Annotated in this window: 23 protein-coding genes; 13 read left to right on the top strand and 10 right to left on the bottom strand. The window is 73.5% G+C overall.

Annotated features, from left to right (window positions below; genetic code table 11):
* The first annotated feature begins 186 nt into the window (after nt 1–186).
* The gene (locus ACWEJX_RS28090; RefSeq protein WP_451610209.1) at nt 187–831 is read left to right on the top strand and encodes a CBS domain-containing protein; all 645 of its coding nucleotides are present in this window, start codon (nt 187–189) and stop codon (nt 829–831) included.
* A gap of 164 nt (nt 832–995) precedes the next feature.
* On the opposite strand, the gene ACWEJX_RS28085 is transcribed toward ACWEJX_RS28090, so the two are convergent.
* The 5 genes from ACWEJX_RS28085 to ACWEJX_RS28065 form a co-directional block, all read right to left on the bottom strand.
* Nucleotides 996–1,811 carry an ABC transporter permease subunit gene (locus ACWEJX_RS28085; RefSeq protein ID WP_451610208.1) on the bottom strand — a complete coding sequence of 272 codons (816 nt, stop codon included), beginning with the start codon at nt 1,809–1,811 and terminating at the stop codon, nt 996–998.
* Nucleotides 1,808–2,734: an ABC transporter ATP-binding protein gene (locus ACWEJX_RS28080; RefSeq protein ID WP_451610207.1), complete on the bottom strand. Its 927-nt coding sequence runs from the start codon at nt 2,732–2,734 to the stop codon at nt 1,808–1,810. Before ACWEJX_RS28080 ends, ACWEJX_RS28085 begins: the two co-directional genes overlap by 4 nt.
* Before the next feature lie 67 nt (nt 2,735–2,801).
* Nucleotides 2,802–3,713, bottom strand: coding sequence for a universal stress protein (locus tag ACWEJX_RS28075; RefSeq protein ID WP_451610206.1), 912 nt, complete (start codon nt 3,711–3,713; stop codon nt 2,802–2,804).
* Nucleotides 3,714–3,908: 195 nt separating this feature from the next.
* Nucleotides 3,909–4,667 carry a helix-turn-helix domain-containing protein gene (locus ACWEJX_RS28070; protein ID WP_451610205.1) on the bottom strand — a complete coding sequence of 253 codons (759 nt, stop codon included), beginning with the start codon at nt 4,665–4,667 and terminating at the stop codon, nt 3,909–3,911.
* A 2-nt stretch (nt 4,668–4,669) separates the two neighbouring features.
* Nucleotides 4,670–5,566, bottom strand: coding sequence for a universal stress protein (locus ACWEJX_RS28065; protein WP_451610204.1), 897 nt, complete (start codon nt 5,564–5,566; stop codon nt 4,670–4,672).
* A gap of 246 nt (nt 5,567–5,812) precedes the next feature.
* Between ACWEJX_RS28065 and ACWEJX_RS28060 the strand changes: the two genes are divergently transcribed.
* The 3 genes from ACWEJX_RS28060 (at nt 5,813) to ACWEJX_RS28050 (ending at nt 8,919) form a co-directional block, all read left to right on the top strand.
* On the top strand, nt 5,813–6,673 hold the full coding sequence (locus ACWEJX_RS28060; RefSeq protein WP_451610203.1) for a universal stress protein: 861 nt from the start codon (nt 5,813–5,815) through the stop codon (nt 6,671–6,673).
* 173 nt (nt 6,674–6,846) lie between these two features.
* The gene (locus ACWEJX_RS28055) at nt 6,847–8,112 is read left to right on the top strand and encodes a DUF2254 family protein (protein ID WP_451610202.1); all 1,266 of its coding nucleotides are present in this window, start codon (nt 6,847–6,849) and stop codon (nt 8,110–8,112) included.
* A 162-nt stretch (nt 8,113–8,274) separates the two neighbouring features.
* On the top strand, nt 8,275–8,919 hold the full coding sequence (locus ACWEJX_RS28050) for a dihydrofolate reductase family protein (protein ID WP_451610201.1): 645 nt from the start codon (nt 8,275–8,277) through the stop codon (nt 8,917–8,919).
* Nucleotides 8,920–9,152: 233 nt separating this feature from the next.
* Here ACWEJX_RS28050 and ACWEJX_RS28045 read toward each other — a convergent pair whose 3' ends face one another.
* Nucleotides 9,153–9,734: a TetR/AcrR family transcriptional regulator gene (locus tag ACWEJX_RS28045; RefSeq protein WP_451610200.1), complete on the bottom strand. Its 582-nt coding sequence runs from the start codon at nt 9,732–9,734 to the stop codon at nt 9,153–9,155.
* Between the two features lie 271 nt (nt 9,735–10,005).
* Between ACWEJX_RS28045 and ACWEJX_RS28040 the strand changes: the two genes are divergently transcribed.
* Nucleotides 10,006–11,187, top strand: coding sequence for an agmatine deiminase family protein (locus ACWEJX_RS28040; RefSeq protein ID WP_451610199.1), 1,182 nt, complete (start codon nt 10,006–10,008; stop codon nt 11,185–11,187).
* A 72-nt stretch (nt 11,188–11,259) separates the two neighbouring features.
* On the opposite strand, the gene ACWEJX_RS28035 is transcribed toward ACWEJX_RS28040, so the two are convergent.
* Nucleotides 11,260–11,907, bottom strand: coding sequence for an HAD family hydrolase (locus ACWEJX_RS28035; protein WP_451610198.1), 648 nt, complete (start codon nt 11,905–11,907; stop codon nt 11,260–11,262).
* A gap of 136 nt (nt 11,908–12,043) precedes the next feature.
* On the opposite strand from ACWEJX_RS28035, the gene ACWEJX_RS28030 reads away from it, so the two are divergent.
* The gene (locus ACWEJX_RS28030; RefSeq protein WP_451610197.1) at nt 12,044–12,442 is read left to right on the top strand and encodes a hypothetical protein; all 399 of its coding nucleotides are present in this window, start codon (nt 12,044–12,046) and stop codon (nt 12,440–12,442) included.
* 116 nt (nt 12,443–12,558) lie between these two features.
* Entirely contained in the window at nt 12,559–13,464 is a 906-nt protein-coding gene (locus ACWEJX_RS28025) for a hypothetical protein (RefSeq protein ID WP_451610196.1), read from the top strand.
* A 114-nt stretch (nt 13,465–13,578) separates the two neighbouring features.
* Here the strand turns inward: ACWEJX_RS28025 and ACWEJX_RS28020 are convergent, their stop codons facing one another.
* The gene (locus tag ACWEJX_RS28020; protein WP_451610195.1) at nt 13,579–14,250 is read right to left on the bottom strand and encodes a DUF6766 family protein; all 672 of its coding nucleotides are present in this window, start codon (nt 14,248–14,250) and stop codon (nt 13,579–13,581) included.
* A 118-nt stretch (nt 14,251–14,368) separates the two neighbouring features.
* Nucleotides 14,369–14,803, bottom strand: coding sequence for a hypothetical protein (locus ACWEJX_RS28015; protein WP_451610194.1), 435 nt, complete (start codon nt 14,801–14,803; stop codon nt 14,369–14,371).
* A gap of 113 nt (nt 14,804–14,916) precedes the next feature.
* On the opposite strand from ACWEJX_RS28015, the gene ACWEJX_RS28010 reads away from it, so the two are divergent.
* From ACWEJX_RS28010 to ACWEJX_RS27995, 4 genes are all read left to right on the top strand, one after another.
* On the top strand, nt 14,917–15,186 hold the full coding sequence (locus tag ACWEJX_RS28010; RefSeq protein WP_451610193.1) for a 2OG-Fe dioxygenase family protein: 270 nt from the start codon (nt 14,917–14,919) through the stop codon (nt 15,184–15,186).
* Nucleotides 15,187–15,197: 11 nt separating this feature from the next.
* Nucleotides 15,198–15,884 carry a GNAT family N-acetyltransferase gene (locus ACWEJX_RS28005; protein ID WP_451610192.1) on the top strand — a complete coding sequence of 229 codons (687 nt, stop codon included), beginning with the start codon at nt 15,198–15,200 and terminating at the stop codon, nt 15,882–15,884.
* A 190-nt stretch (nt 15,885–16,074) separates the two neighbouring features.
* Nucleotides 16,075–16,482: a YciI family protein gene (locus tag ACWEJX_RS28000; protein ID WP_451610191.1), complete on the top strand. Its 408-nt coding sequence runs from the start codon at nt 16,075–16,077 to the stop codon at nt 16,480–16,482.
* A 35-nt stretch (nt 16,483–16,517) separates the two neighbouring features.
* Entirely contained in the window at nt 16,518–17,663 is a 1,146-nt protein-coding gene (locus ACWEJX_RS27995) for an RNA polymerase sigma factor (RefSeq protein WP_451610225.1), read from the top strand.
* 83 nt (nt 17,664–17,746) lie between these two features.
* Here ACWEJX_RS27995 and ACWEJX_RS27990 read toward each other — a convergent pair whose 3' ends face one another.
* Nucleotides 17,747–18,199 (bottom strand): Lrp/AsnC family transcriptional regulator, encoded by a 453-nt coding sequence (locus ACWEJX_RS27990; RefSeq protein WP_451610190.1) that lies wholly within the window; start codon nt 18,197–18,199, stop codon nt 17,747–17,749.
* A gap of 113 nt (nt 18,200–18,312) precedes the next feature.
* Here ACWEJX_RS27990 and ACWEJX_RS27985 point away from each other — a divergent pair, with 113 nt between their 5' ends.
* A complete protein-coding gene (locus tag ACWEJX_RS27985; RefSeq protein ID WP_451610189.1) occupies nt 18,313–18,975 on the top strand; it encodes a LysE family translocator in 663 nt (220 codons plus the stop codon).
* Nucleotides 18,976–19,188: 213 nt separating this feature from the next.
* Entirely contained in the window at nt 19,189–19,836 is a 648-nt protein-coding gene (locus ACWEJX_RS27980) for a class I SAM-dependent methyltransferase (protein ID WP_451610188.1), read from the top strand.
* The last annotated feature ends 46 nt before the right edge of the window (nt 19,837–19,882 follow it).

The following is a 19,882-nucleotide window of genomic DNA, read 5'->3' as shown; positions in this document are numbered from 1 at the left end:
CCCCGCGGCCTCTTCCAGGGTTCCGCGGTCCGGCGCCGGCGCAAGTGGGAGAGAGGGGCCGACCGGGCCTCTTCGACTGCCCCGCACGGCCCTGCCGCGCCGCCCGCCGGCGGCGCAGCCTGGAAGGGCTACCGCAGGAGGCACACCATGAGGACACGGGTAACGATGCCGAGGGAAGGGCGCGCCATGTCCGCACACCCGTACACCGTCGCGGACGTGATGACGAAGCAGGTCGTGGCCGTCGCGCCCGACGCCTCCTTCAAGGAGATCGTCACGGCGATGGAGCGCTGGAAGGTCACCGCGCTGCCGGTGGTCGAGGGGGAGGCGCGGGTCGTGGGGGTGGTCTCCGAGGCGGACCTGCTGCCCAAGGAGGAGTTCCACGACCACCGCCCCGGCCTCGTCGAGCAGCTGCGCCGCCTGGACGACACCGCGAAGGCGGGCTCCGTGCGGGCCCGGGACCTGATGACCAGACCGGCCGTCACGATCCGTCCCGACGCCCCGCTCCCCCTCGCCGCCCGGCTGATGGCCACGCACCGGATCAAGCGCCTTCCGGTGGTTGACGCGAGCGGCACCCTGCGCGGCATCGTGAGCCGGGTGGATCTCCTCAAGGTCTTCCTGCGTCCGGACGACGACCTGGCGGCCGAGGTGCGCGCCGAGGTGGTCGAGCGGCTCTTCCCGCTCTCGCGCGCGGAGGTGGGCGTGACGGTCACGGGCGGCATCGTGACCCTGTCCGGCCCGGTCCGCGACGGCTCCCTCATCCCGGTCGCCGAGCGGCTCGCGCGGGCGGTGGAGGGAGTGGTGGACGTGCGCTGCCGGCTCACCGAGCGCTGAACGCCGCCCCTGGTGACCCGCCCCCCGCTCACGCCGGGCCCCGGCCCTCACAGGGCCATGTCACCCTCCGCCCTCGCAGAGCCATGTCACCCGCCGCCCTCACCGGACCATGTCACCCCCCGTCCTCACCGGCCCACGTCACCCCCCGCCCTCACGGGCCCATGTCACACGGCCATGTCGCGGCGCCGGAGCAGCAGATGAGCGAGGAGCAGGCCGAGGGCGCCCGTGCCCGCCAGGACGCCGAGGCGGGCCCAGAGGACGGCGCCGTGGGCCAGGGCGTCGCCGGGCGTGTAGTAGTGGAAGGGGCTCAGGTAGCGCAGCGGGGCGGCGGGGTGCCAGGCGAGGGCGACGAAGTTGACGGCGAACCCGACGGCTCCGACGGCGACGACCGTGCCGAGGACCTGGGCGCGCCGGTGCCCGGCGGCCGACACGGCCAGCGCGGGCCCGGTCACGCACAGGGTGAGGCCGTAGCCCATGAGTCCGGCGGCGAAGACACCGCCGAGGCCGACGTCCCGGTGCAGGGACGGGGAGAGTGCCACGCCGACGGCCAGGGTGAGGGTGGCGGCGGCGGTCAGGACGGCGGAGGCGAGGAGAAGCGCCGCGGTGCGTTCGGCGAGCAGCCGGGTACGGGTGACCGGCCGGGCCATGACGAGTTCGATCGTGCCGGACTCCACGTCGGCGGCGACGGCCGCGGCGGCGAGGGAGCCGATCGCGGTGAGCTGGAGGGCGATCCAGAACGGGTGGGTGAGTCCGGCGCCGAGGAGTCCCGGGTGGCTGGCGATCGACACGTCGCCGCTGGAGCCGCTGAAGGCCCGGTACGCGGACGGGGGCCGCGCCGTGGAGAAGAGCTGCCCGGTCGGGACGGTGTCCGTCACGACGACGATGACGGTCTCGAAGGCGACCATGCCGGCCACCAGGGCCGTCAGCATCCTGCGTCTGCGGTGCAGGGCCAGCCACAGCAGGGGCCACCGGGTGTTCACGTCGGGTCCTCGGCGGGGCCGTCGCGGCCGTCGCGATAGAGGTCGAGGAACGCCTCGTCGAGGCCGGCCTCCTCGACGGTGACGTCGGTGACGGGGAGCGCGAGCAGCGCGCGCAGGGTGGGGACGACCTCGTCGGGCGGGACGAGGAGTTCGGCGCGGTCCCCCGTCCAGCGCGGGTGCCAGCGGTCCGCGTCGCCGAGCGGTCGCGGCCCGGGGCGGCCGGCGAGGCCGACCCGGATCCGGCGGGCCCGTACCTCGCGCAGCGCGGCGACGCTCGCGACGGTGACGAGGTGGCCTTCCCTGACGATGGCGACCCGGCCGCAGGTGCGCTGCACCTCGGGCAGGACGTGGCTGGAGAGCAGGACGGTCCGCCCCGCCTCCGAGGCCTCCGCCATCAGCCGGTAGAAGGTCTCCTGGACGAGCGGGTCGAGGCCCTCGGTCGGTTCGTCGAGGACGGCGAGGAGCGGGTCGTGCTGGAGTGCCTGGACGAGGCCGAGCTTCTGCTTCATGCCCCGGGAGTACGTCAGGACGGGGCGCCGGAGGTCCGCCGGGGACAGTTCGAGGCGGTCGCACAGCTCCGCGCGGCGCGGGGACGGCGCGCCCTGGAGGGCCGTGAGCAGGTCGAGCGTCTGGGTTCCGGTGAGCTCGGGGTAGAAGCGCAGTTCGCCGGGGAGGTAGCCGAGGCGCGGCGCCAGGGTGCGGTGATCGGCGCCCGGGTCGAGACCGAGGACGCGGACCCGGCCGTCGGTGGGCTTGAGCAGGCCGGTGAGACAGCGCAGCGTGGTGGTCTTCCCGGCGCCGTTGGGCCCGAGGAAGCCGAAGACCTCGCCGGGTGCCACGGTGAGGGACAGGGCCTCGACCCCGACGACGGAACCGTAGCGCTTGGTGAGGCGGCTGAGTTCGATGGCGGGTGCCGCGCTCATGTGACCAGTGTGGACCGTTCGGGGCCCCGCCCGCGGGCGGGCTGCCGGGCGCGGGCCACGAGCTGGTTCAGGTCCGTTCCCGCGCTTGCCTCGCGGCGAAGTCGGGCGGGACGATCTCCACCGGGCAGGGGGAGTGGTGGAGCACGGTGTGGGCGACCCGGCCGAGGGCCGGCCCGACGCCCAGGGCGTGGTGTTCCGCGCCCAGCACGAGGAGGTCGGTGTGCGCGCCGGCCTCGACGAGAGCCCCGGGGGTGCTGGTGCCGGTCTCGACGTGATGGCTGACGGTCAGCTCGGGGTAGGCATGCCGGACGAGGTCGGCCAGCCCCTTCACCTCCTGGACCCGGGCCCGGGCGATCTCGTCGAGGTCGTCGAGCATGGTGGCGACGCTGCCGACGTGGGCGAGCACGTTCCACACGCTGAGCAGCCGCAGCGATGCCTTGCGCGCCCTGGCCTCGGCCGCGGCGACGGGCAGCCAGCCGAGGTCGGAGGCGCCGTGCACGGCCGCGGTGACCGATCCCGCCTCCGGCCGGTCGCCGCCGCCGCGCACCACGACCACGGGCACGGTGGCGCGGGCGGCGACGCCCAGTCCGACCGATCCGAGCAGCAGGGACGCGAACCCGCCGCGGCCCCGGCTGCCCACCACGATCGTGCCCTGGCGGCCGGCCGTGGCGGTGAGTCCGGCGACCGGCTCCAGTCCGCTCAGTTCCTCGACCACGGTCAGCCCGGGGTGGCGGTCCTGAAGCGCCGTGGCCGTTTCGCGGAGCAGCTCACGGCCCTCCTCGCGTACGGTCCTCAGGTCCTCCGCCGGGAAGTAGAGGCTGCTCCGATCGGTGTCCGCGGCGTGGACGAGATACAGGGCCCGGTCGCGGCGCTCCGCCTCGTCGGCGGCCCACAGGGCGGCTTCCCGGGCGGGCGGGGAGCCGTCGATCCCGACGATCACGGTGCCCAGTTCCGGGCGGACGAGGGTCTGGCTGGTCATGTCTCCTCCTCGGGAGTACGTCCCGGGGGCGGGGAACGCGTCCCCGGGACGCCCCAGGTGCGCCACCTTCCACGCTGGCACCGCGCGGGACGCCGGGCCAGGGTCCCTTCGGCCCCGGTCGAGCCCGGTCGGCCTCTCTGCCCGCGCGCCGCCGCGCGGCGGGCCGGACGCCGTTCCCCGAGGGGACCGGCTGAGTCACGCTGCTCCGCGGGAGCCGCCGGGTGCCGCCGGCGGAGCGCCCGGAGCGCCCTCCACGACGATGCGCCGGCCGCTGACGCGGCGCGGGGAGAGCACCATGACGGTGTCCCGGCCCTTCCCGGCCCACGGGGTCGTGTGCATCGACTCCCGCAGCCGCCGGGCCTCGGACTCGTCGGTGACGCGGCGGACCGGGCCCACGACGAGGACGCTCCAGCCCTGGCTGAAAGCCTCGTCCACGTGGTCCGTCTCGAAGGCGATCTCCGTGCCCGCCGTACGGACCGGTGCCGCGTCCGGCGCGGTCATGAAGACGACCTCGTCCCGCGCGATCTCGTAGTTGACGGGGAACACGACGGGTCCGTCGACGGTGGTGAAGGCGATCCGTCCTACGCCATGGGTGCCGAGCAGCCGCCGGCACTCCGGGTCGCTCAGCTCGGTCAGCCGGGCGTCACGTCCGGCCCGGCCGACCGCAGCCGGCAGGTCGGCCGTGTATCCGGTCAGGTCCTGGACGGTGCACTCCAGGGCGTTGGCGAGGCGGGCCAGGAAGGCGACGTCGGGGGTGGCCACCCGCTCCTCCAGGTACGTGAGGTAGCTCGTCGCCGCGCCGGTGCGCGCGGCGACCTCTTCCCGGGTCAGGCCGAGCTCCTCGCGCCGGGCGGCGATCCGGCGTCCGATGTCGCCGCGGGCGTGCGGGGTGGTGTCGCCGCGGGCATGGGGGGTGGTGTCGCCGCGGGCATGGGGGGTGGTGTCGCCGGTCATCGTCACTCTCCCTCGATCGGTGCGTGCGGTCGCTGCGGGACGACGGCGACCGGGCAGGAGGCGTGGTGGAGGGCCCGGTGGGCGACCCGGCCCAGTTCCAGGCCGAAGAGGGCTTCCCGGCGCCGTGCTCCGACGACGAGCAGGTCGGCCGCGGCCGAGCGCTCGACGAGCACCTTGTGCGCGGGTCCTTCCACCGTGGTGCGCCGCAGCAGCACCCCGGGGTGGGTCCGGACGGCGTCCGCCACGGCCTTGTCCAGGAGCGCGGCCGCGCGTTCCTCCTCGCCGAGTGCGCGGTCGCCGGTGAGCAGCGGGTGGTCGGGCGGTTCGTGGCCGGGCCGCCGCCAGGTACGGACGACGTCGAGGAGGCAGTCGCGGGCGGCCGCCTCGCGGAACGCGAAGCGGACGGCGGGCGAGTCCACGTCGCTTTCCCCGATGCCGAGCAGGACGCGCTCGTGGCGTGCCTCCAGGGCGTGCCGGTCGCCCCGCACGACGACGACCGGGCCGTGCGAACGGGCGGCCACGACGAGACTGACGGACCCGAGCAACAGCGAGGTCAGTTCCCCACGGCCCCGGGAGCCGACGACGACGGCCTCCGCCGAGAGCCCCTCGCCGAGCAGCGCGCTCTCCGCGTCCTCCGGGAGCACGGCCGTGGTGACCTTCAGGCCCGGGGCGCGGCGCCGGACGCGCGCGGCCGCGGTGGCGACGACGGTCTCCGCGAGCACCTGGCCGGTCGGCCGGTCCGGGCTCCCGGCCGGCACGCTTCCCTCGTACCGCTCCCAGAGCGAGGCGTACACGACGCGCAGGGGCAGTCCGAGCCGTACGGCCTCGTCGGCGGCCCAGTCGGCCGCCCTGAGTCCGGCGTCCGAACCGTCGACTCCGACCACGAGGGGCGTCTCCATGGCGGCCACCGCCTTTCCGGGTGCGCGTTCCGGCACGCATGTCGTCTCTCTGTCACGCTCGCATCCGACACGGGTGACGGGTAGGGCCGGTCGGTCCCTGGCGTGGGCCACCCGACCACCCGCCGTGTGCGCCGCTCAGGACTGGTCCGCGGGGTGGGCGCCCCGGATGATGGAGGTCCGGCGCTTCGCTTGCGCGCGAGCGCCGACGGCGTGGTGGACGACGTCATACGAAGGAGGTGACCGGCCATGGCACGGAGCATCGTGGTCGGCCTCGACGGCACGGAGCAGGCGGACGCCGCCGCCGCATGGGCGGCCGACGAGGCGCTGCTGCGTGGCACCGGGGTGCACCTGGTGCACGCGGAGGAGCCGTCGCCGGAGGTGCTGCTGCCCTTCGTGTCGCGGGAGCCCGACGAGCACTGGGCCGAGGAACTCCTCGCGCGCACCGCCGACGGGCTGCGCGGGCGGCACCCCGGTCTGTCGGTCACCACGCGGCTGCTGCCCGCCGGCTCCGGCCCCGTGCCCGGCCTCGTCGCGGCGGCCGAGGAGGGCGAGCTGCTGGTCCTCGGCTCGCGCGCGCTCGGCAGCGTGGGCGGGTACCTGCTCGGCTCGGTCGGTCTGACGGTCGCGGGCCGGGTCGAGTGCCCGGCCGTCCTCGTCCGGGCGCAGGGCGTGCCGGCCCCGGAGGGCCCGGTCGTCGTCGGTGTCGACCTGCGCCAACCGGTCGACAGCGTGCTGGACTTCGCCTTCGAGGAGGCCGCCCGACGGCGCGCCGGTCTGCAGGTGGTGTACGCCCAGGAGCTCCCGCTCTCCGCGGGCCTGGGACCCGCGATGGTGCCGGACATCCGGCTGGCCGTGGCCCCCGAGATCAATCGTTCGCTCGACGAACTCCTCCAGCCGTGGCGGACGAAGCACTCCGGCGTCACGGCGGTCACCCGCGTGGTGACCAGATCGGCCGGAGTGGAGCTGGTGGCCGCCGCTCACAAGGCGTCCCTCGTGGTCGTCGGCCGGCGCACCGGACGCTCGGTCCTGGGCGCGCACATCGGCAGCGTGGCCCACGCGGTCCTCCACCACAGCCTCGCGCCGGTCGCCCTCGTCCCGCACGACTGAGCCGCGCCGGCCCGGCATACCGGTGGAGGGACGCCCCGGGGGGGGGCGGGTGCGACCGTCGGAACTGGGCCGCCCGGGCGGGCCCGTGGCCCGGGTGGGCATGTCGCCTTGCCCCGGCTCCTTCGCACGCCGAGCGTTTCCTCACCCGGCCCTGCGCGTGATCGGAGACCTCAGTGGACGTCCCCCCGAGGATGCTGTTCGGTCCGGACCGGTCGGCCGAGCGTGTCGTACGGCCCCGGCGTGCGCTCCGCGCGGGGGTCACCCAGGTGGTGGCGGCGGCACTGGGGCTCGTGCTGGGGCTGACGCTTCCCGCGATCGACGGCGGGTACCGGGTGACCGCGGATCGGGCCGTCGATGTGCTGAAGGTCGCCGGGGTGGGGGTGCTGAGCGTCGCGACGCTGTTCTTCTCCCTGTTGTTCCTGGTCGTGCAGTGGGCGGCCGGCAACTTCAGTCATCGGCTGGTGCTGTTCCGGTCCGATCCTTCGGTGTGGCGGGTCTTCGCCCTCGTGGTCGGAGTCCTGGTCTTCTCGGTCACCGCGACCCTGGCCGTCGGCTCGGAGCGCACCACGTCCGTGGCCGTTCCCGTGACGGCTCTGGTCTCGTCGGCCGGCGCTCTGGTGCTGGTCCGGCGACTCCTGCTGAACGCCCTGCGCTCGATCCAGCTCGCCCATGTCCTCACCGACGTACGGGAACGGGGGCGCGCCGTCCTGCGGGCCGTGTATCCGCCGACGGGCGGCGCGGGCGGCGGCGAACGTGACGGCGCCGCAGCGGGGCGACTGCCCGCGGGTCGACTGCCCGCGGTGACGTCGACCGTGGCGTGGACCGCCGGCTCCGCCCTCGTCGCCCAGGTCGACGTGGTGCGGCTGGTGCGTACGGCGGCCCGGGCGGAAGCGGTCGTGGTCCTCACGGTGCCGGTGGGAGCGCCCGTCTACCCCGGTGACGTGGTGGCCGAGGTGCGGGGCGGCCGCGCTGCCGAGGCGGAGGTGCTCCGGGCGGTGGTCCCCGGCACCGAGCGGGTGTTCCACCAGGATCCCGGCCTCGCCTTCCGCCTGTTGTCCGACATCGGCCTGCGCGCGCTCTCCCCCGCCGTCAACGATCCCGCGACCGCCGTCCAGGTCCTGGACGCCGTCGAGGACCTGCTCCGGCTGATCGCCCACGCGGACCTGGGCGCCCGGTCGATCGCCGACGAGTCGGGCGCCGTCCGGGTGGTGATGTCCCTGCCGACCTGGGAGGAGCTCCTCCGGGTCGGTTTCGACGAGCTGTGCCGTGCGGCCTCGGACGCGCCCATGGTGCTGGCGCGCGCCCACGAACTGCTCGTCCGTGTGAAGGCGGTGGCCCGGGCGGAGCGCCTGGCCTCCCTGGACGAGCGGCTGGCATGGGTGGAGCAGGAGTTCTCGGCGAGGCATCCGGCGTTCCTGTGGGCGGCCGGCGACCGCTGACCTCCGCCGGGCGTACGGGGCTGGGCGCACCGGCCGCAGCGTGACGCCCGCCTGGGCCGGGCCCTCCCGGGCCCGGTTTCCGGACGGTCGCCTGCGCGCCGATGAGTTTTCCCTGCCCGGGCGGTCTCACCATTGTTGTCCGAAGGAACGCGGGAGGAACACGTGGTTCAGCTGTTGCGAGTGCAGAATTTCAACGTGTCGAGTGACGGCATCGGCGCCGGTGAGGACCAGACCCTGGAGCGGCCGTTCGGTCACGTCGACCCGGGGAGGCTGTTCGCCTGGGCCGGGGCCACGGCGAGCTGGCCCATGCGTACCGACCCGGGCGGCAGCCGGGGCCTGGACGACTACATGACGCGGGACTTCTCCCGGAACATCGGTGCCGAGATCATGGGCCGTAACAAGTTCGGGCCCCAGCGCGGGCCCTGGCAGGACCACGAGTGGCGCGGCTGGTGGGGCGACGAGCCCCCGTTCCACACCCCCGTGTTCGTCATGACCCATCACAGGCGCCCGTCGTTCACACTGTCCGACACCACGTTCCACTTCGTCGACGGCGACCCGGCCGACGTCCTCGAACAGGCGCGGGAGGCGGCGCAGGGCAAGGACGTCCGGCTCGGCGGAGGCGTCAGCACCATCCGGGAGTTCCTCGACGCCGACCTCGTCGACACCCTGCACGTGGCGGTCTCGCCGGTGAAGCTCGGCTCGGGTCTGCGGCTGTGGGAGTCCCCGGACGAACTGCTCGACCGGTTCCACCTGGACGTCGTGCCCAGCCCGAGCGGCGTGACGCACCACCTGTTCTGGCGGAAGTGAAGGGTCCTCGCGGCGGCCTCAGGAAGGTCTCGGAGTAGCCCCAGGGCGCGATCGCCGGCGCCGGTAGCCCACGACGCTCCGTCCGGGTACGCCCCCGGCGATCACCCCTACGGGATACTGACTGAATTTTCAGTCAAGGCCTCGGACGGCGATACGCAACGGAGGCACCCGAAAAGGAAGGGGTGCTGCCCTCTTCCTGGAGGAAGGGGCACACCCCATCGGCATGGCCCGGCTCAGCGCTGCCGCAGCCGCGCCAGTTCCACCTCGATGGCCTCGGACATGAGGGTGCGTGCGTGGTCGACGGCGAGGCCGCCGCTGAGCCAGCGCATGCTCAGGCCCTCCAACAGGGCCGTGAGCCGTTCGGCGGCCGCCGCGAGCATGGCCGCCGGCGCGAGCGGATACACCTGCCCGAGCAGGGCCGCCACCTCCTGCACCCATACCAGGGTCGCCCGGGCGAGGTCCTCGCGCAGAACCGGGTCGAAGACGGCGCTCGCCCGCAGTTCGCCCCAGGCGGTGCTGTTCTCGCGCACCTCGGGGGTGTCCTGGAGCTCCAGCAGCAGGACCTGGTCGAGCTCCTCACGGGCGCTCAGCGGCTCCGCCTCCGCGGCCTGGGCCGTGGTGTACCGCTCGGCGCGGTCGTTGATGAACTCCAGTGTCTGGCGCAGTACTCCGGTGCGGTCCTTGAAGTGGTAGTAGATCAGGCCGGTGGAGACCCCGGCCTCCTCCGCCAGTTCCTCCACACGGAGGCCGCGGACCCCGCGCCGGGCGATCACCCGGGCGGCCGCTTCCAGGATCTGAGTACTGCGAGACGCCATGTCATGAACCCTATCCGGCCCACCGGAACCGGCACGCACGCATCCCGGCACCGCCCGGCTTCATCTCGACCGGCCCCCTCTCGCCTGCTGCCGGCCGCCCGCTTCGAGCCGCCGTCCGCCGCGCACCACCCAGACACACGATGACGATCCCAGGTTTGACTGAAATTTCAGTCAGTGCCAGAGTGGCGGCCTGCGACAGCACCGTCCTGCGCGTCCACGCCACCTGCCCGCGGCAGCCGGATGGTCGCGCCACCCCACGATCGGAGCACTCGTGTCCCTCCACGTCCCCACCCGGCGCACCGCCCTGCGCGCCCTCGCCGGAATCGGCGGAGCTCTCGCCCTCGGCGCCACCGCCTGCGGCCCCGACGACTCCGACGGCTCCGTCCGCGCCGGGGCGGCCACCGGCCCGAGCGGCTCCGCGGCCTCCCCGGGCGCGAGTGGAGAACGACGCTTCGGTGCCGAGTGGGAGAGCCACACCCGTACGTTCATGTCCTGGCCGGCCCTGTCCTCGGTCTGGGAGGACGACCTGCCCTACGTGCGGAAGGACATCGCTCGCATCGCCCGAGCGGTCGGGGAGTACGAGGCCGTGGTGATGATCGCCCGCCCGGAGCAGGTCGCGGCGGCCCAGCGGGCCTGCGGCTCGCAGGTCGAGGTCGTCCCGCTCGCCAACGACGACCTGTGGGCCCGCGACATCGTCCCCGTCTTCGTCGAGGACGACGGCGAGGTCACCGGCATCGACTTCAACTTCAACGGCTGGGGCAACAAGCAGGAGCACACCGACGACGCCCAGGTGGGCCGGAAGCTGCTCGCCAGGTACGGCCTCCCCCGCGAACAGGCGCCGCTCGTCGCCGAGGGCGGCTCCTTCGAGACCGACGGCGAGGGAACCCTCCTCATCACCGAGAGCTCGATCGTCAACGACAACCGGAACCGGGGGAAGAGCCGGGACCGGATCGAGGACGAACTCATCGAGACCCTCGGCGTGGAGAAGGTGGTCTGGCTGGCGGGCGTCCGCGGCGAGGACATCACCGACGCGCACGTGGACAGCCTCGTACGCTTCGCCGCCCCCGGCGTCGTCCTCCTCGACCAGGCGTTCCCCGGCACTCCCCCGGACTCGTGGTCCCGCTCGGCCGACCAGGCGCGGTCGGTGCTGAGCAAGGCGACCGACGCCCGGGGCCGGCGCTTCGAGATCATCGACCTGCCCCAGCCCGACCTCGGCAAGATCACCGGCGAGGGCGACGACTTCGTGTCCACCTACGCGAACTTCTACATCGCCAACGACTCCGTCTTCCTGCCCGGGTTCGGCGACCGGAAGGCCGACGCCCGGGCCAAGGCCATCCTCCAGGAGCACTTCCCCAAGCGGGACGTGGTGCAGCTGCAGATCGACACGATCGCCTCCGGCGGCGGTGGGATCCACTGCTCCACCCACGACCAGCCGGGCAAGCCCGCTGCCTGAGCCGACCGCCCCGGGTCGTCAACCGCCCAGGCCGTCAGCCGGACGGGCCGCCGGGGAACGGCGCAGAACCCGCTACCCCAGGACGAGAGCGGGGAGTTCGCGCATGTCGTGGAAGACGGTGGTGTCAGGGCCGGCGAGCCGTTCGGCCGGAGTGAGGCCCCCGGCGTATCCGAAGGCGCGCATGCCGGCGGCGCGCGCGGCCTCCACGCCGGGGCGGCTGTCCTCGACCACGACGCAGGCCGCCGGATCGACCCCCATCTGCCGGGCGGCGTGCAGGAACAGGTCCGGGGCGGGCTTGCCTCGGGAGACTTCGGTCGCGCTGTAGATGCGACCGTCGAAGTGGGCGTAGAGGCCGGTGCGGCCGAGGGTGTGACGCATCTTGTCGTGGGAGCCGCTGGACGCCACGCAGGTCGGCAGGGTGATCGCGGCGAGCGCCTCGGGCAGTCCCTCGACGGGAGTGAGATCGGCGTCCACGGCTTCGCGGTGCCGCTCCTCGAAGCGCTCCGACCAGATCGCGGCGGTCCGTTCGCCGAGCCGGGCGACGACCTGATCGCGGATGGCGGCGTGCGAGCGGCCGATGAAGCGGTCGACGACCTCTTCTTCGGTGAGTGGCCAGCCGAGTTCCGCGCCGAGGGCGACCTGGACGCGGGCGGCGATGCGTTCGCTGTCGACCAGTACACCGTCGCAGTCGAATATGACGAGTTCAATCGGCTTGATCATCCCGGCAGCATAGGAGGTCTCCCCGGCGCACGGGTCGCGCGCTTTTGTCCAATACGCCAGGTGGGTCCCGCCGCGAGGGTGATGTCTGCCGTCACGTTGACCAGGACGGCGTTCTCGGCAAGAAGGGGATCTCCTCATGAAGAAGTTGAAGGCCGCGCTGGCCGTCGCCGGTGCCGTCGCCACCTCCCTGGTGGCGTTCGCTCCGACCGCTTCGGCGGCGGACGGCTGCCAGCGGGACTGGCTGACCGCGGGTCACTGGGGCACGTACAGCATCGTGCAGAAGTCCGGCAGCGGCTGCCACGACGTGCAGGTGACCGAGGCGTGGGCGTCCGGTGGCGCCAGTGGCGACTCGTACCGTGCGCAGTACGTCAACTCCTCGGGTTCGTGGACGTGGGCCTCGCGCCCGTACCAGTGGATCCCGAACGGCAGCTACCCGGTGAACCAGTACATCCTGATCTCCGACCTGACCACGGGCCGCTACTTCGGCGTCTCGGCGTACAACACCTACGGCAGCGCCGTGCAGGTCGCCCACTGACCTTCCCGGTCGCCCATCGTCGCGTGCCCGGCCGTCCGCGAGGCGGCCGGGCACCGCACGACTCACCACGCACACGCAGGACCCACACCCACGCGTACAACGGAGGTTCGGGGACGATGCCCCGCCGCAACCCGCTCTCGCGCGCGGCCGCCCTGACGGCGCCGCTCCTCGTCGCGGCCGGCGTCCTGGCCGGTCTGACCGCCTGTTCCGGACCGACCGGATCATCCGGCCCGACCGCCGCCCCGGCACAGGACGGGCTTCCGCAACGTCCCTCCCCCACCGCCACGGTTCCGGTCACCTCCGCCCTGCCCGCGGACGCCGCGGACATGGTGCTTCCGACGACGGGCGTGCAGACCCGCTGGACGCAGGGGCTCGACGCCTTCGGGCGGCTGGCCGCGGACACGGCCGTACGGGAGTGCCTGGCCGAGCGGAACACGCCCGCTCCGCCGCACGAGCCGCCGGCCTTCGTGCGCTTCTCCGACATCCCCGACCTGCCGTTCATCGCGCGCAACGGCTTCAACGGCGTGATCGTCCCCGGCGCGGCCGACAGCTCGAAGGACCGGCCCGCCGAGGGCGCCGGGCAGAAGGTCCAGGAGCGCTGCATGCAGACCGGCATGGCCGTGGACCAGGGCCTGCGGTCGCTGTACCTGAAGGTGCAGGGCCAGTGGTTCCAGGAGGAGTCGTCGCTGCGCAACCACCCCCGGGTCGTCGCCGCGCTCCGGGGCTTCGGCCCCTGCCTGGCCGGGCACAAGGTCGAGGCGCGGGACGAGAACGCCTTCTTCGCGCTCGTCGACGCGCGCCTGCAGACGGGCGACACCACCGGCGAGCATGCCCTGGCGGGCGCGTACGCGGTCTGCATGAAGCCTGTCGAGGACGTCCGGTCCGAGCTGCGCAAGCCCCTCGCGGCACGCTTCCGAGCCGACCACCGCGAGGACATCGCGGCGCTGAACAAGGCCCTGCCCGCGAAGATCCACGAGCTGGAGCGGCGCTACTCCGTCCGGATCTCCTTCCCGGCGCTCTGACCGGACAGCCCTCGCGGTCCGCCCTCGCGGTCCGGCCTCGCGGTCAGCCCTCGCGGTCAGCCCTCGCGGTCAGCGCCGGGCGCCGCACGGGCGGCCGGCGCTCGCCGTGCGCGGTCAGCCCTCGACGCCCGTGGCGGAGTGGGCCGAGCCGACGGGCTTGGATTCCGGGGAGCCGCGCTGGCGGAGGTAGACGGAGAGGATGGCCATGGCGCACACCGCCAGGAGTTCGGACTGCCAGTTCTGCAGCGAACGGTTCCAGAAGTCGGCGGAGGCGAGGTAGGCGCTCCAGTCGATCGGGGCCTGGAGCTGGCGCAGCCGCGTGTCGTTGTAGGCGGAGACGCCGGAGACGGACTGCGCGAACCAGGAAAACACGAAGAAGACGGCCATGGCGATGCCGAGCGAGCGGGAGTAGAGGGCCTGCCGCCAGTCCTTCGTACCCGCCCACCGGGGCGACTCGGGCCGGGCGTGCTCGCCCATCCGCTGCTCGCGCTCGGACTCGACGCCCGCGTTGTCCAGGGGTTTCGACTCCGGCGAGCCCTGCTGGAGGAGGTGGACGGTCCCGAAGATGTAGAGGAAGAACTGCAGGAACTCGGACTGCCAGTTCTCGGTGACGTCGACCGCGAAGTCGGAGGACATGAGGTAGTCGCCGAGGCCGATCTGCTGGAGCCCCTGGACGGCGAGCTGCTCGTTGAACTCCGCCCGGCCCGAGACCGCCTGGGCGGCGAGGACGATCAGGAAGGCCGTCCCGAACGCCAGGGACAGGCTGTTGGCGCGCCAGAAGGACATGTGCTCCTTCCGGCCGGAGCCGCGCTCCGCCGTCACCGGTGCAGCGCTCCGATCGCGGTGAAGTAGCAGAGCCCGCCCAGGATGGTCAGGACGCAGGTGGCGAACATTGTCCTCATGGTCAGGATCCCTTCAGAGAGCACTGGTACGGCTCGTCTTCCGAGGCGGCGACGCAGCCGGCCGCGGTGACCTTCCAGCCGCGGTCGAACTGCGAGAGGAAGAGGGTGTCCCGGTCCATCCGCAGCAGCGCCTGGCGGCCGTAGACCTGTACGTCGCGCGCGGCGCCCGGGCGCGGCAGGCCGAGCGAGCGCAGGGCCGGGCCGCAGGGGCCCTTGCCCTCCTCCTCGACCTGGTCGCGGGTGTCGGGGGCGAGCAGCTCGCAGCCGGCCCGGTAGTCTCCGGCGGCCAGCGCCGCCGCGAACTTCAGGCCGGCATCCGTGGCGCCGTCCTCGCGGGCCGCCGAGGCTCCGCATCCGCACAGGAGGGCACCGGCGAGCAGGGCACCGGTCAGGGCCCGGGCTGCCCGCGGCCGCAGGGTCGAGACGATCGTCACCACGGCCCCACCCTGCCCGGACGGCGACCGGCAGGCGGAGCCGGGCGGCCGAATGCGCGGCAGGCGTCACTCGATCGGGGGGCGGCTCCCCGCTTCGACGACCATGACCAGGCGGAGTGAGCGAGCGTCCGACCCTTTCTTCCTCGCGCTGCTCCACCACAACGTGTTACGTCTTCGACGCCTGCGCGGGGCCCTCGGTCCCTCCCTCCTGGGAGGTCGACGCCCATCTCGTACGCGTCACGGCGCGCCCCGGCTCCCCCGGCCTGCCCTCGCCCGAAGGCCGGCACCTCGACGGATTCGACGTGAGCCCGCTCGGACAGGGCCCGCGGCAGGGTCCGGGCCACCGGGACATGCTGATGATGAGCTTCGCCGCCCGCCGGCAGTAGAGTCCCCGGTCGTGGAGATATCGACCCTATGGCGCAGGGCCGCGCGCCGCACGCCTCTCGTGCCCGGCCGGTGCGGTGGCGGCTACCACGTCCTGCGCACCGCGCGACTGGTGCTGCGCACGCCCCGGGACCATCTGGACGCGGCGATCGGCGAGGCGGCCGCCGCCGACGCGGAGGCGCAGCGATGGCTCGGCTGGCCCGCCGGCAGCGTCATCGACAGCCGGGTGGCCGAGCACCTCCTCGGCATCGACGACGACAACCGCGCCGAACGCCTGCACTCCTTCCGCGCCCCCGTGCGCCGGCGCCTGGCCCGACGGCTCGTGCCCGCCGGCCACCTCCCGAGGCACGCGCTGTTGGCCGTCGACGCGGCGACCGGCCGCGCGGTGGGGATGAGCTCGGTCATGCTGGACGAGACAACCATCGGCCTCCAGATCGCGCCGGCATACAGGCGCCAGGGCCTGGGCGCCGAACTCGCCCGGGCGACGGCCCGGTTCGCCCACGACCACCTGGGCCTGGAGCTCGTACGGGCCGGCACCGAGAAGTCGAACGACCACTGCCGCCAAGCCCTGAGCACCGCCGGCTTCCTCCCCTGCGACGGCCCGGCCCGGCACACCCTTCCCGACGGAAGGATCATCGACTCCGTCTGGTACCAGCACGGCCCGAACGAGCCCTCCCTCTGCTCCAACCGCCCGACCTGATCCGGCGGACTCGGCCAAGCCCCGCACCTGGGGCGCCCGGCTGGTCGCGTGCGGGGCCTTCGCCGTCGCCGGGGTGACCGACCGAAAAAAGGCCGGAAAAGAATCTCCGAACGATGTCGAGAACGCGTCGCCTGCTCCGTCCCAGGGGTGAACGCGGCCAGAATGGGCCGCACAGTACCGAGGAGACACCATGGCCAAGTACCTGCTTCTGAAGCACTACCGCGGCGCGCCGGCCCCGGCCAACAACGTGCCCATGGACCAGTGGACGCCGGAGGAGATCTCGGCGCACGTGCAGTACATGAACGACTTCGCGGCCCGGCTGGAGAAGACCGGCGAGTTCGTCGACGGGCAGGCGCTCGCGCCCGAGGGGGCGTGGGTCCGCTACGACGGCGAGGGCCGCCCGCCGGTCACCGACGGCCCCTTCGCCGAGACCAAGGACCTCATCGCCGGCTGGATGGTGATCGACGTCGACAGCTACGAGCGCGCGATCGAACTCGCCGGGGAGCTGTCGGCGGCCCCCGGAGCGGGCGGGAAGCCGATCCACGAGTGGCTGGAGGTACGCCCGTTCTTCACCTCGTCGCACACCATCACGGAGTGACGCACGGGAGTCACGAGGTGCCGCAACCGATGCCGATCGACGAGGGCCTGCTGAGGAGCCTCGTGCCCGGCGTGCTCGGGGTCCTCGTCCGCCGCGGAGCCGACTTCGCGGCGGCCGAGGACGCCGTCCAGGAGGCGCTGGTCGAGGCGATCCGCGGCTGGCCCGCCGAACGGCCCCGGGATCCGAAGGGCTGGCTGGTCACCGTGGCCTGGCGCAAGTTCCTCGACGCGAGCCGCGCGGACTCCGCGCGCCGGCGGCGCGAGGACCTCGTGGGCGAGGAGCCTCCGCCGGGTCCCGCGAGTTCGGTGGACGACACGCTCCAGCTCTACTTCCTGTGCGCCCATCCGTCGCTGACGCCGTCGTCCGCGGTGGCGCTCACGCTGCGCGCCGTGGGCGGGCTGACCACGCGGCAGATCGCGCAGGCCTATCTGGTGCCGGAAGCCACGATGGCCCAGCGGATCAGCCGGGCCAAGCGCACGGTCGCCGGAGCGCGCCTGGACCGGCCGGGTGACGTCTCCACCGTGCTGCGCGTCCTCTATCTCGTCTTCAATGAGGGCTACTCCGGTGAGATCGACCTGGCCGCCGAGGCCATCCGGCTGACCCGGCAGCTCGCGGCCGTCGTCGACCACCCCGAGGTGGCGGGGCTGCTCGCGCTCATGCTGCTCCACCACGCCCGGCGGGCCGGCCGGACCGCGCCCGACGGCAGCCTCGTACCGCTCGCCGAGCAGGACCGTACCCGGTGGGACACCGGGGCGATCGCCGAGGGCATCGGGATCCTGCAGGCGGCCCTGGCCCGCGACCGGCTGGGCGAGTACCAGGCGCAGGCGGCCGTCGCGGCGCTGCACGCCGACGCGCCGACGGCCGCGGAGACGGACTGGGTGCAGATCGTCGAGTGGTACGACGAGCTGGTGCGGCTGACGGACAGCCCGGTCGTACGGCTCAACCGGGCCGTGGCCGTGGGTGAGGCCGACGGCCCGCGCGCCGGGCTCGCCGCGCTCGCGGAGCTGGACGCCGCGCTCCCCCGGTACGCGGCGGTGGCCGCGTACCTGCACGAGCGCGACGGCGACCTGGTGAGAGCGGCGCGGCTGTACGCGGAGGCGGCGCACCGGGCGCCCGACCTCGCCGAGCGCGACCATCTGACGCGCCAGGCGGCCCGGCTCAACGCGCGCCTGCGTGGCTGAGGCGGAGCCGGTCCGTACCGGCGGAGCCAGTTCCGTGCCGGCGGAGCCGGTCCCGCACCGGCTGTTCCGGCTCCGCTCCGGCTCTACTCCGGCAGCGGCCGCTCGTCGATCACGTTCTTCATGACCAGGGTGGAGGTCAGGCGCTGGACGCCGGGCAGTTTGGCGAGCTGCTGGTCGTAGAGGTGCTGGTAGGCGACGAGGTCGGTGGTGGCGACGCGCAGCAGGTAGTCGGGTTCGCCGAAGAGGCGCTGGGCCTGGATGACGTGCGGGATCTCGGTGACGGCCTCCTCGAAGGCGGTGACGGTCTCGGGGGACTCCCAGCGCAGGGTGGCGAAGACGAGCGCCTCGAAGTTCAGGCCGATGGCGGCGGGGTCGACGACCGCGCGGTAGCCGCGGATGGCGCCCTCGCGTTCGAGGTCGCGCAGCCGGCGGTGGCAGGGCGAGACGCTGAGCTGTACGCGGGCGGCCAGTTCGGTGACCGTCAGACGGCCGTCCAGCTGCAGCTCGGTAAGAATCTTCCGGTCCAGGGCATCCATGGAGAAGATTCTCCCCCAGAGAGCGCGATCACGGGGTAAGAACGCAAACACTTACGGGCACATCCCGCCTAGCCTTCCCTCTCGGACACAAGGAACGTGAGAGGGAACCATCGATGGACACGACGACACTGGCAGCCTTCCTGGCCGTGGATCTGCTGCTGGTGTTCACGCCAGGCGCGGACTGGGCGTACGCGATCTCCGCCGGACTGCGGGAGCGGTCCGTGGTCCCGGCGGTCGCCGGGCTGGTCGCCGGCTACGCCGGGTACACGCTGCTCGCCGTCGCGGGCCTGGTGATGATCGTGGCGAGCTCGCCGTCCGTACTGACGGTGCTCACCGTCGCCGGGGCCGGGTACTTGGTGTGGCTGGGCTGGGGCGTGCTCCGGCAGCCGGCCGTGCCGACGGCGGCCGAGGAGGCGATCGGTGCCGCGGACGACGCCGGGTCCTCGGGAGCCGCCGGGGCCGCCGGGGCCTCCCGTGCGCGGCTCCTGCTCAGAGGCATGGGCATCAGCGGCCTCAATCCGAAGGCGCTGCTCCTGTACTTCTCGCTCTTCCCTCAGTTCATCCACACCTCGGGCGGCTGGCCGGTCGCCGCGCAGACCGGGCTGCTCGGCACGCTGCACATGACGGCCTGCGCCGTCGTCTACCTCGGTGTCGGCGTCCTGGCGCGCACTGTGCTGAAGACCCGGCCTTCGGCCGCCCGGGCCGTCACCCGCGCCTCCGGTGCCATGATGATCGTCATCGGCGGATTCCTGCTCGTGGAACGCCTGGCCGGCTGACCGACTGAGCGACTGACCGGCCGACCCGCTGACCGGCTGACCGACTGGCCCACCCCGCCCCGCCTCACCCCGCCCCGCCTCACCCGGCCCCTCCTCGACGCCAACGAGTCGCTGCGGGTGACCCGTCCGCGCGTCTGGTCGTGAGGCGAAGGCCCGCGCCTGGGACGGAGGGTGGACAACCGGGCGAGCACGCAGGGGTGTTAGCGTCCTTCCGTGGCGGAACACCAGGACGAGACCAGGGCAGCCTACGACGGGGTCGTCGAGTTGTACGCGTCGATGTTCTCCGACCGGCTGGAGACGCGGCCGTTCGCGCGGGCCATCATCGGCACCTTCGCCGAGCTGGTGCGCGGGAACGGGAACCTGCGGACAGCGGACGTCGGCTGCGGGCCCGGGCATCTGACGGCCATGCTGCACGAGCTGGGTCTCGACGCCTTCGGGATCGACCTCTCCCCCGCCATGGTCGCCCACGCCCGGCGGGCCCATCCGGCGCTGGAGTTCGACGAGGCGCGGATGGAGGCCCTGCCGGTCGACGACGGCGCGCTCGGCGGCGTGCTGGCGCACTACTCGATGATCCACACCCCGCCCGGCGAACTGCCCTCGCTGCTCGCCGAGCAGGTGCGCGTCCTCGCGCCGGGGGGCCTGCTTCTCGTCTCGTTCTTCGGGACCGACGGGACCGGCGGGACCGGCGGCTCCGAGCCGGTTCTCTTCGACCACAAGGTGACGCCGGCCTACAGCTGGCCGGTGGACCGGTTCGCCGAGCTGCTGACGGACGCGGGCCTCGTCCCGTTCGCCCGGCTGGTCCACGACCCGGCCTCCGAGCGGGGCTTCCTCGACGCCCACCTGCTGGCCCGCCGCGACTAGAGCGTGCCCACGGTGCCCACGGTCCGCGGCGCCCGGCCTCGGCCTC

It is taken from the genome of Streptomyces sp. NPDC004788 (assembly GCF_053601115.1).
This window is presented reverse-complemented; position numbering and strand designations above follow the sequence as displayed.

What these genes read in the sequence shown, in the direction of transcription:
- ACWEJX_RS28070 (WP_451610205.1), bottom strand. Translation starts at nt 4,667, where the DNA reads ATGACCGGCGACACCACCCCCCATGCCCGCGGCGACACCACCCCCCAT.
- ACWEJX_RS27985 (WP_451610189.1), top strand. Translation starts at nt 18,313, where the DNA reads ATGGACACGACGACACTGGCAGCCTTCCTGGCCGTGGATCTGCTGCTG.
- ACWEJX_RS28030 (WP_451610197.1), top strand. Translation starts at nt 12,044, where the DNA reads ATGAAGAAGTTGAAGGCCGCGCTGGCCGTCGCCGGTGCCGTCGCCACC.
- ACWEJX_RS28065 (WP_451610204.1), bottom strand. Translation starts at nt 5,566, where the DNA reads ATGGAGACGCCCCTCGTGGTCGGAGTCGACGGTTCGGACGCCGGACTC.
- ACWEJX_RS28025 (WP_451610196.1), top strand. Translation starts at nt 12,559, where the DNA reads ATGCCCCGCCGCAACCCGCTCTCGCGCGCGGCCGCCCTGACGGCGCCG.
- ACWEJX_RS28020 (WP_451610195.1), bottom strand. Translation starts at nt 14,250, where the DNA reads ATGTCCTTCTGGCGCGCCAACAGCCTGTCCCTGGCGTTCGGGACGGCC.
- ACWEJX_RS27990 (WP_451610190.1), bottom strand. Translation starts at nt 18,199, where the DNA reads ATGGATGCCCTGGACCGGAAGATTCTTACCGAGCTGCAGCTGGACGGC.
- ACWEJX_RS28080 (WP_451610207.1), bottom strand. Translation starts at nt 2,734, where the DNA reads ATGAGCGCGGCACCCGCCATCGAACTCAGCCGCCTCACCAAGCGCTAC.
- ACWEJX_RS28035 (WP_451610198.1), bottom strand. Translation starts at nt 11,907, where the DNA reads ATGATCAAGCCGATTGAACTCGTCATATTCGACTGCGACGGTGTACTG.
- ACWEJX_RS28000 (WP_451610191.1), top strand. Translation starts at nt 16,075, where the DNA reads ATGGCCAAGTACCTGCTTCTGAAGCACTACCGCGGCGCGCCGGCCCCG.
- ACWEJX_RS28060 (WP_451610203.1), top strand. Translation starts at nt 5,813, where the DNA reads ATGGCACGGAGCATCGTGGTCGGCCTCGACGGCACGGAGCAGGCGGAC.
- ACWEJX_RS28075 (WP_451610206.1), bottom strand. Translation starts at nt 3,713, where the DNA reads ATGACCAGCCAGACCCTCGTCCGCCCGGAACTGGGCACCGTGATCGTC.
- ACWEJX_RS28090 (WP_451610209.1), top strand. Translation starts at nt 187, where the DNA reads ATGTCCGCACACCCGTACACCGTCGCGGACGTGATGACGAAGCAGGTC.
- ACWEJX_RS28045 (WP_451610200.1), bottom strand. Translation starts at nt 9,734, where the DNA reads ATGGCGTCTCGCAGTACTCAGATCCTGGAAGCGGCCGCCCGGGTGATC.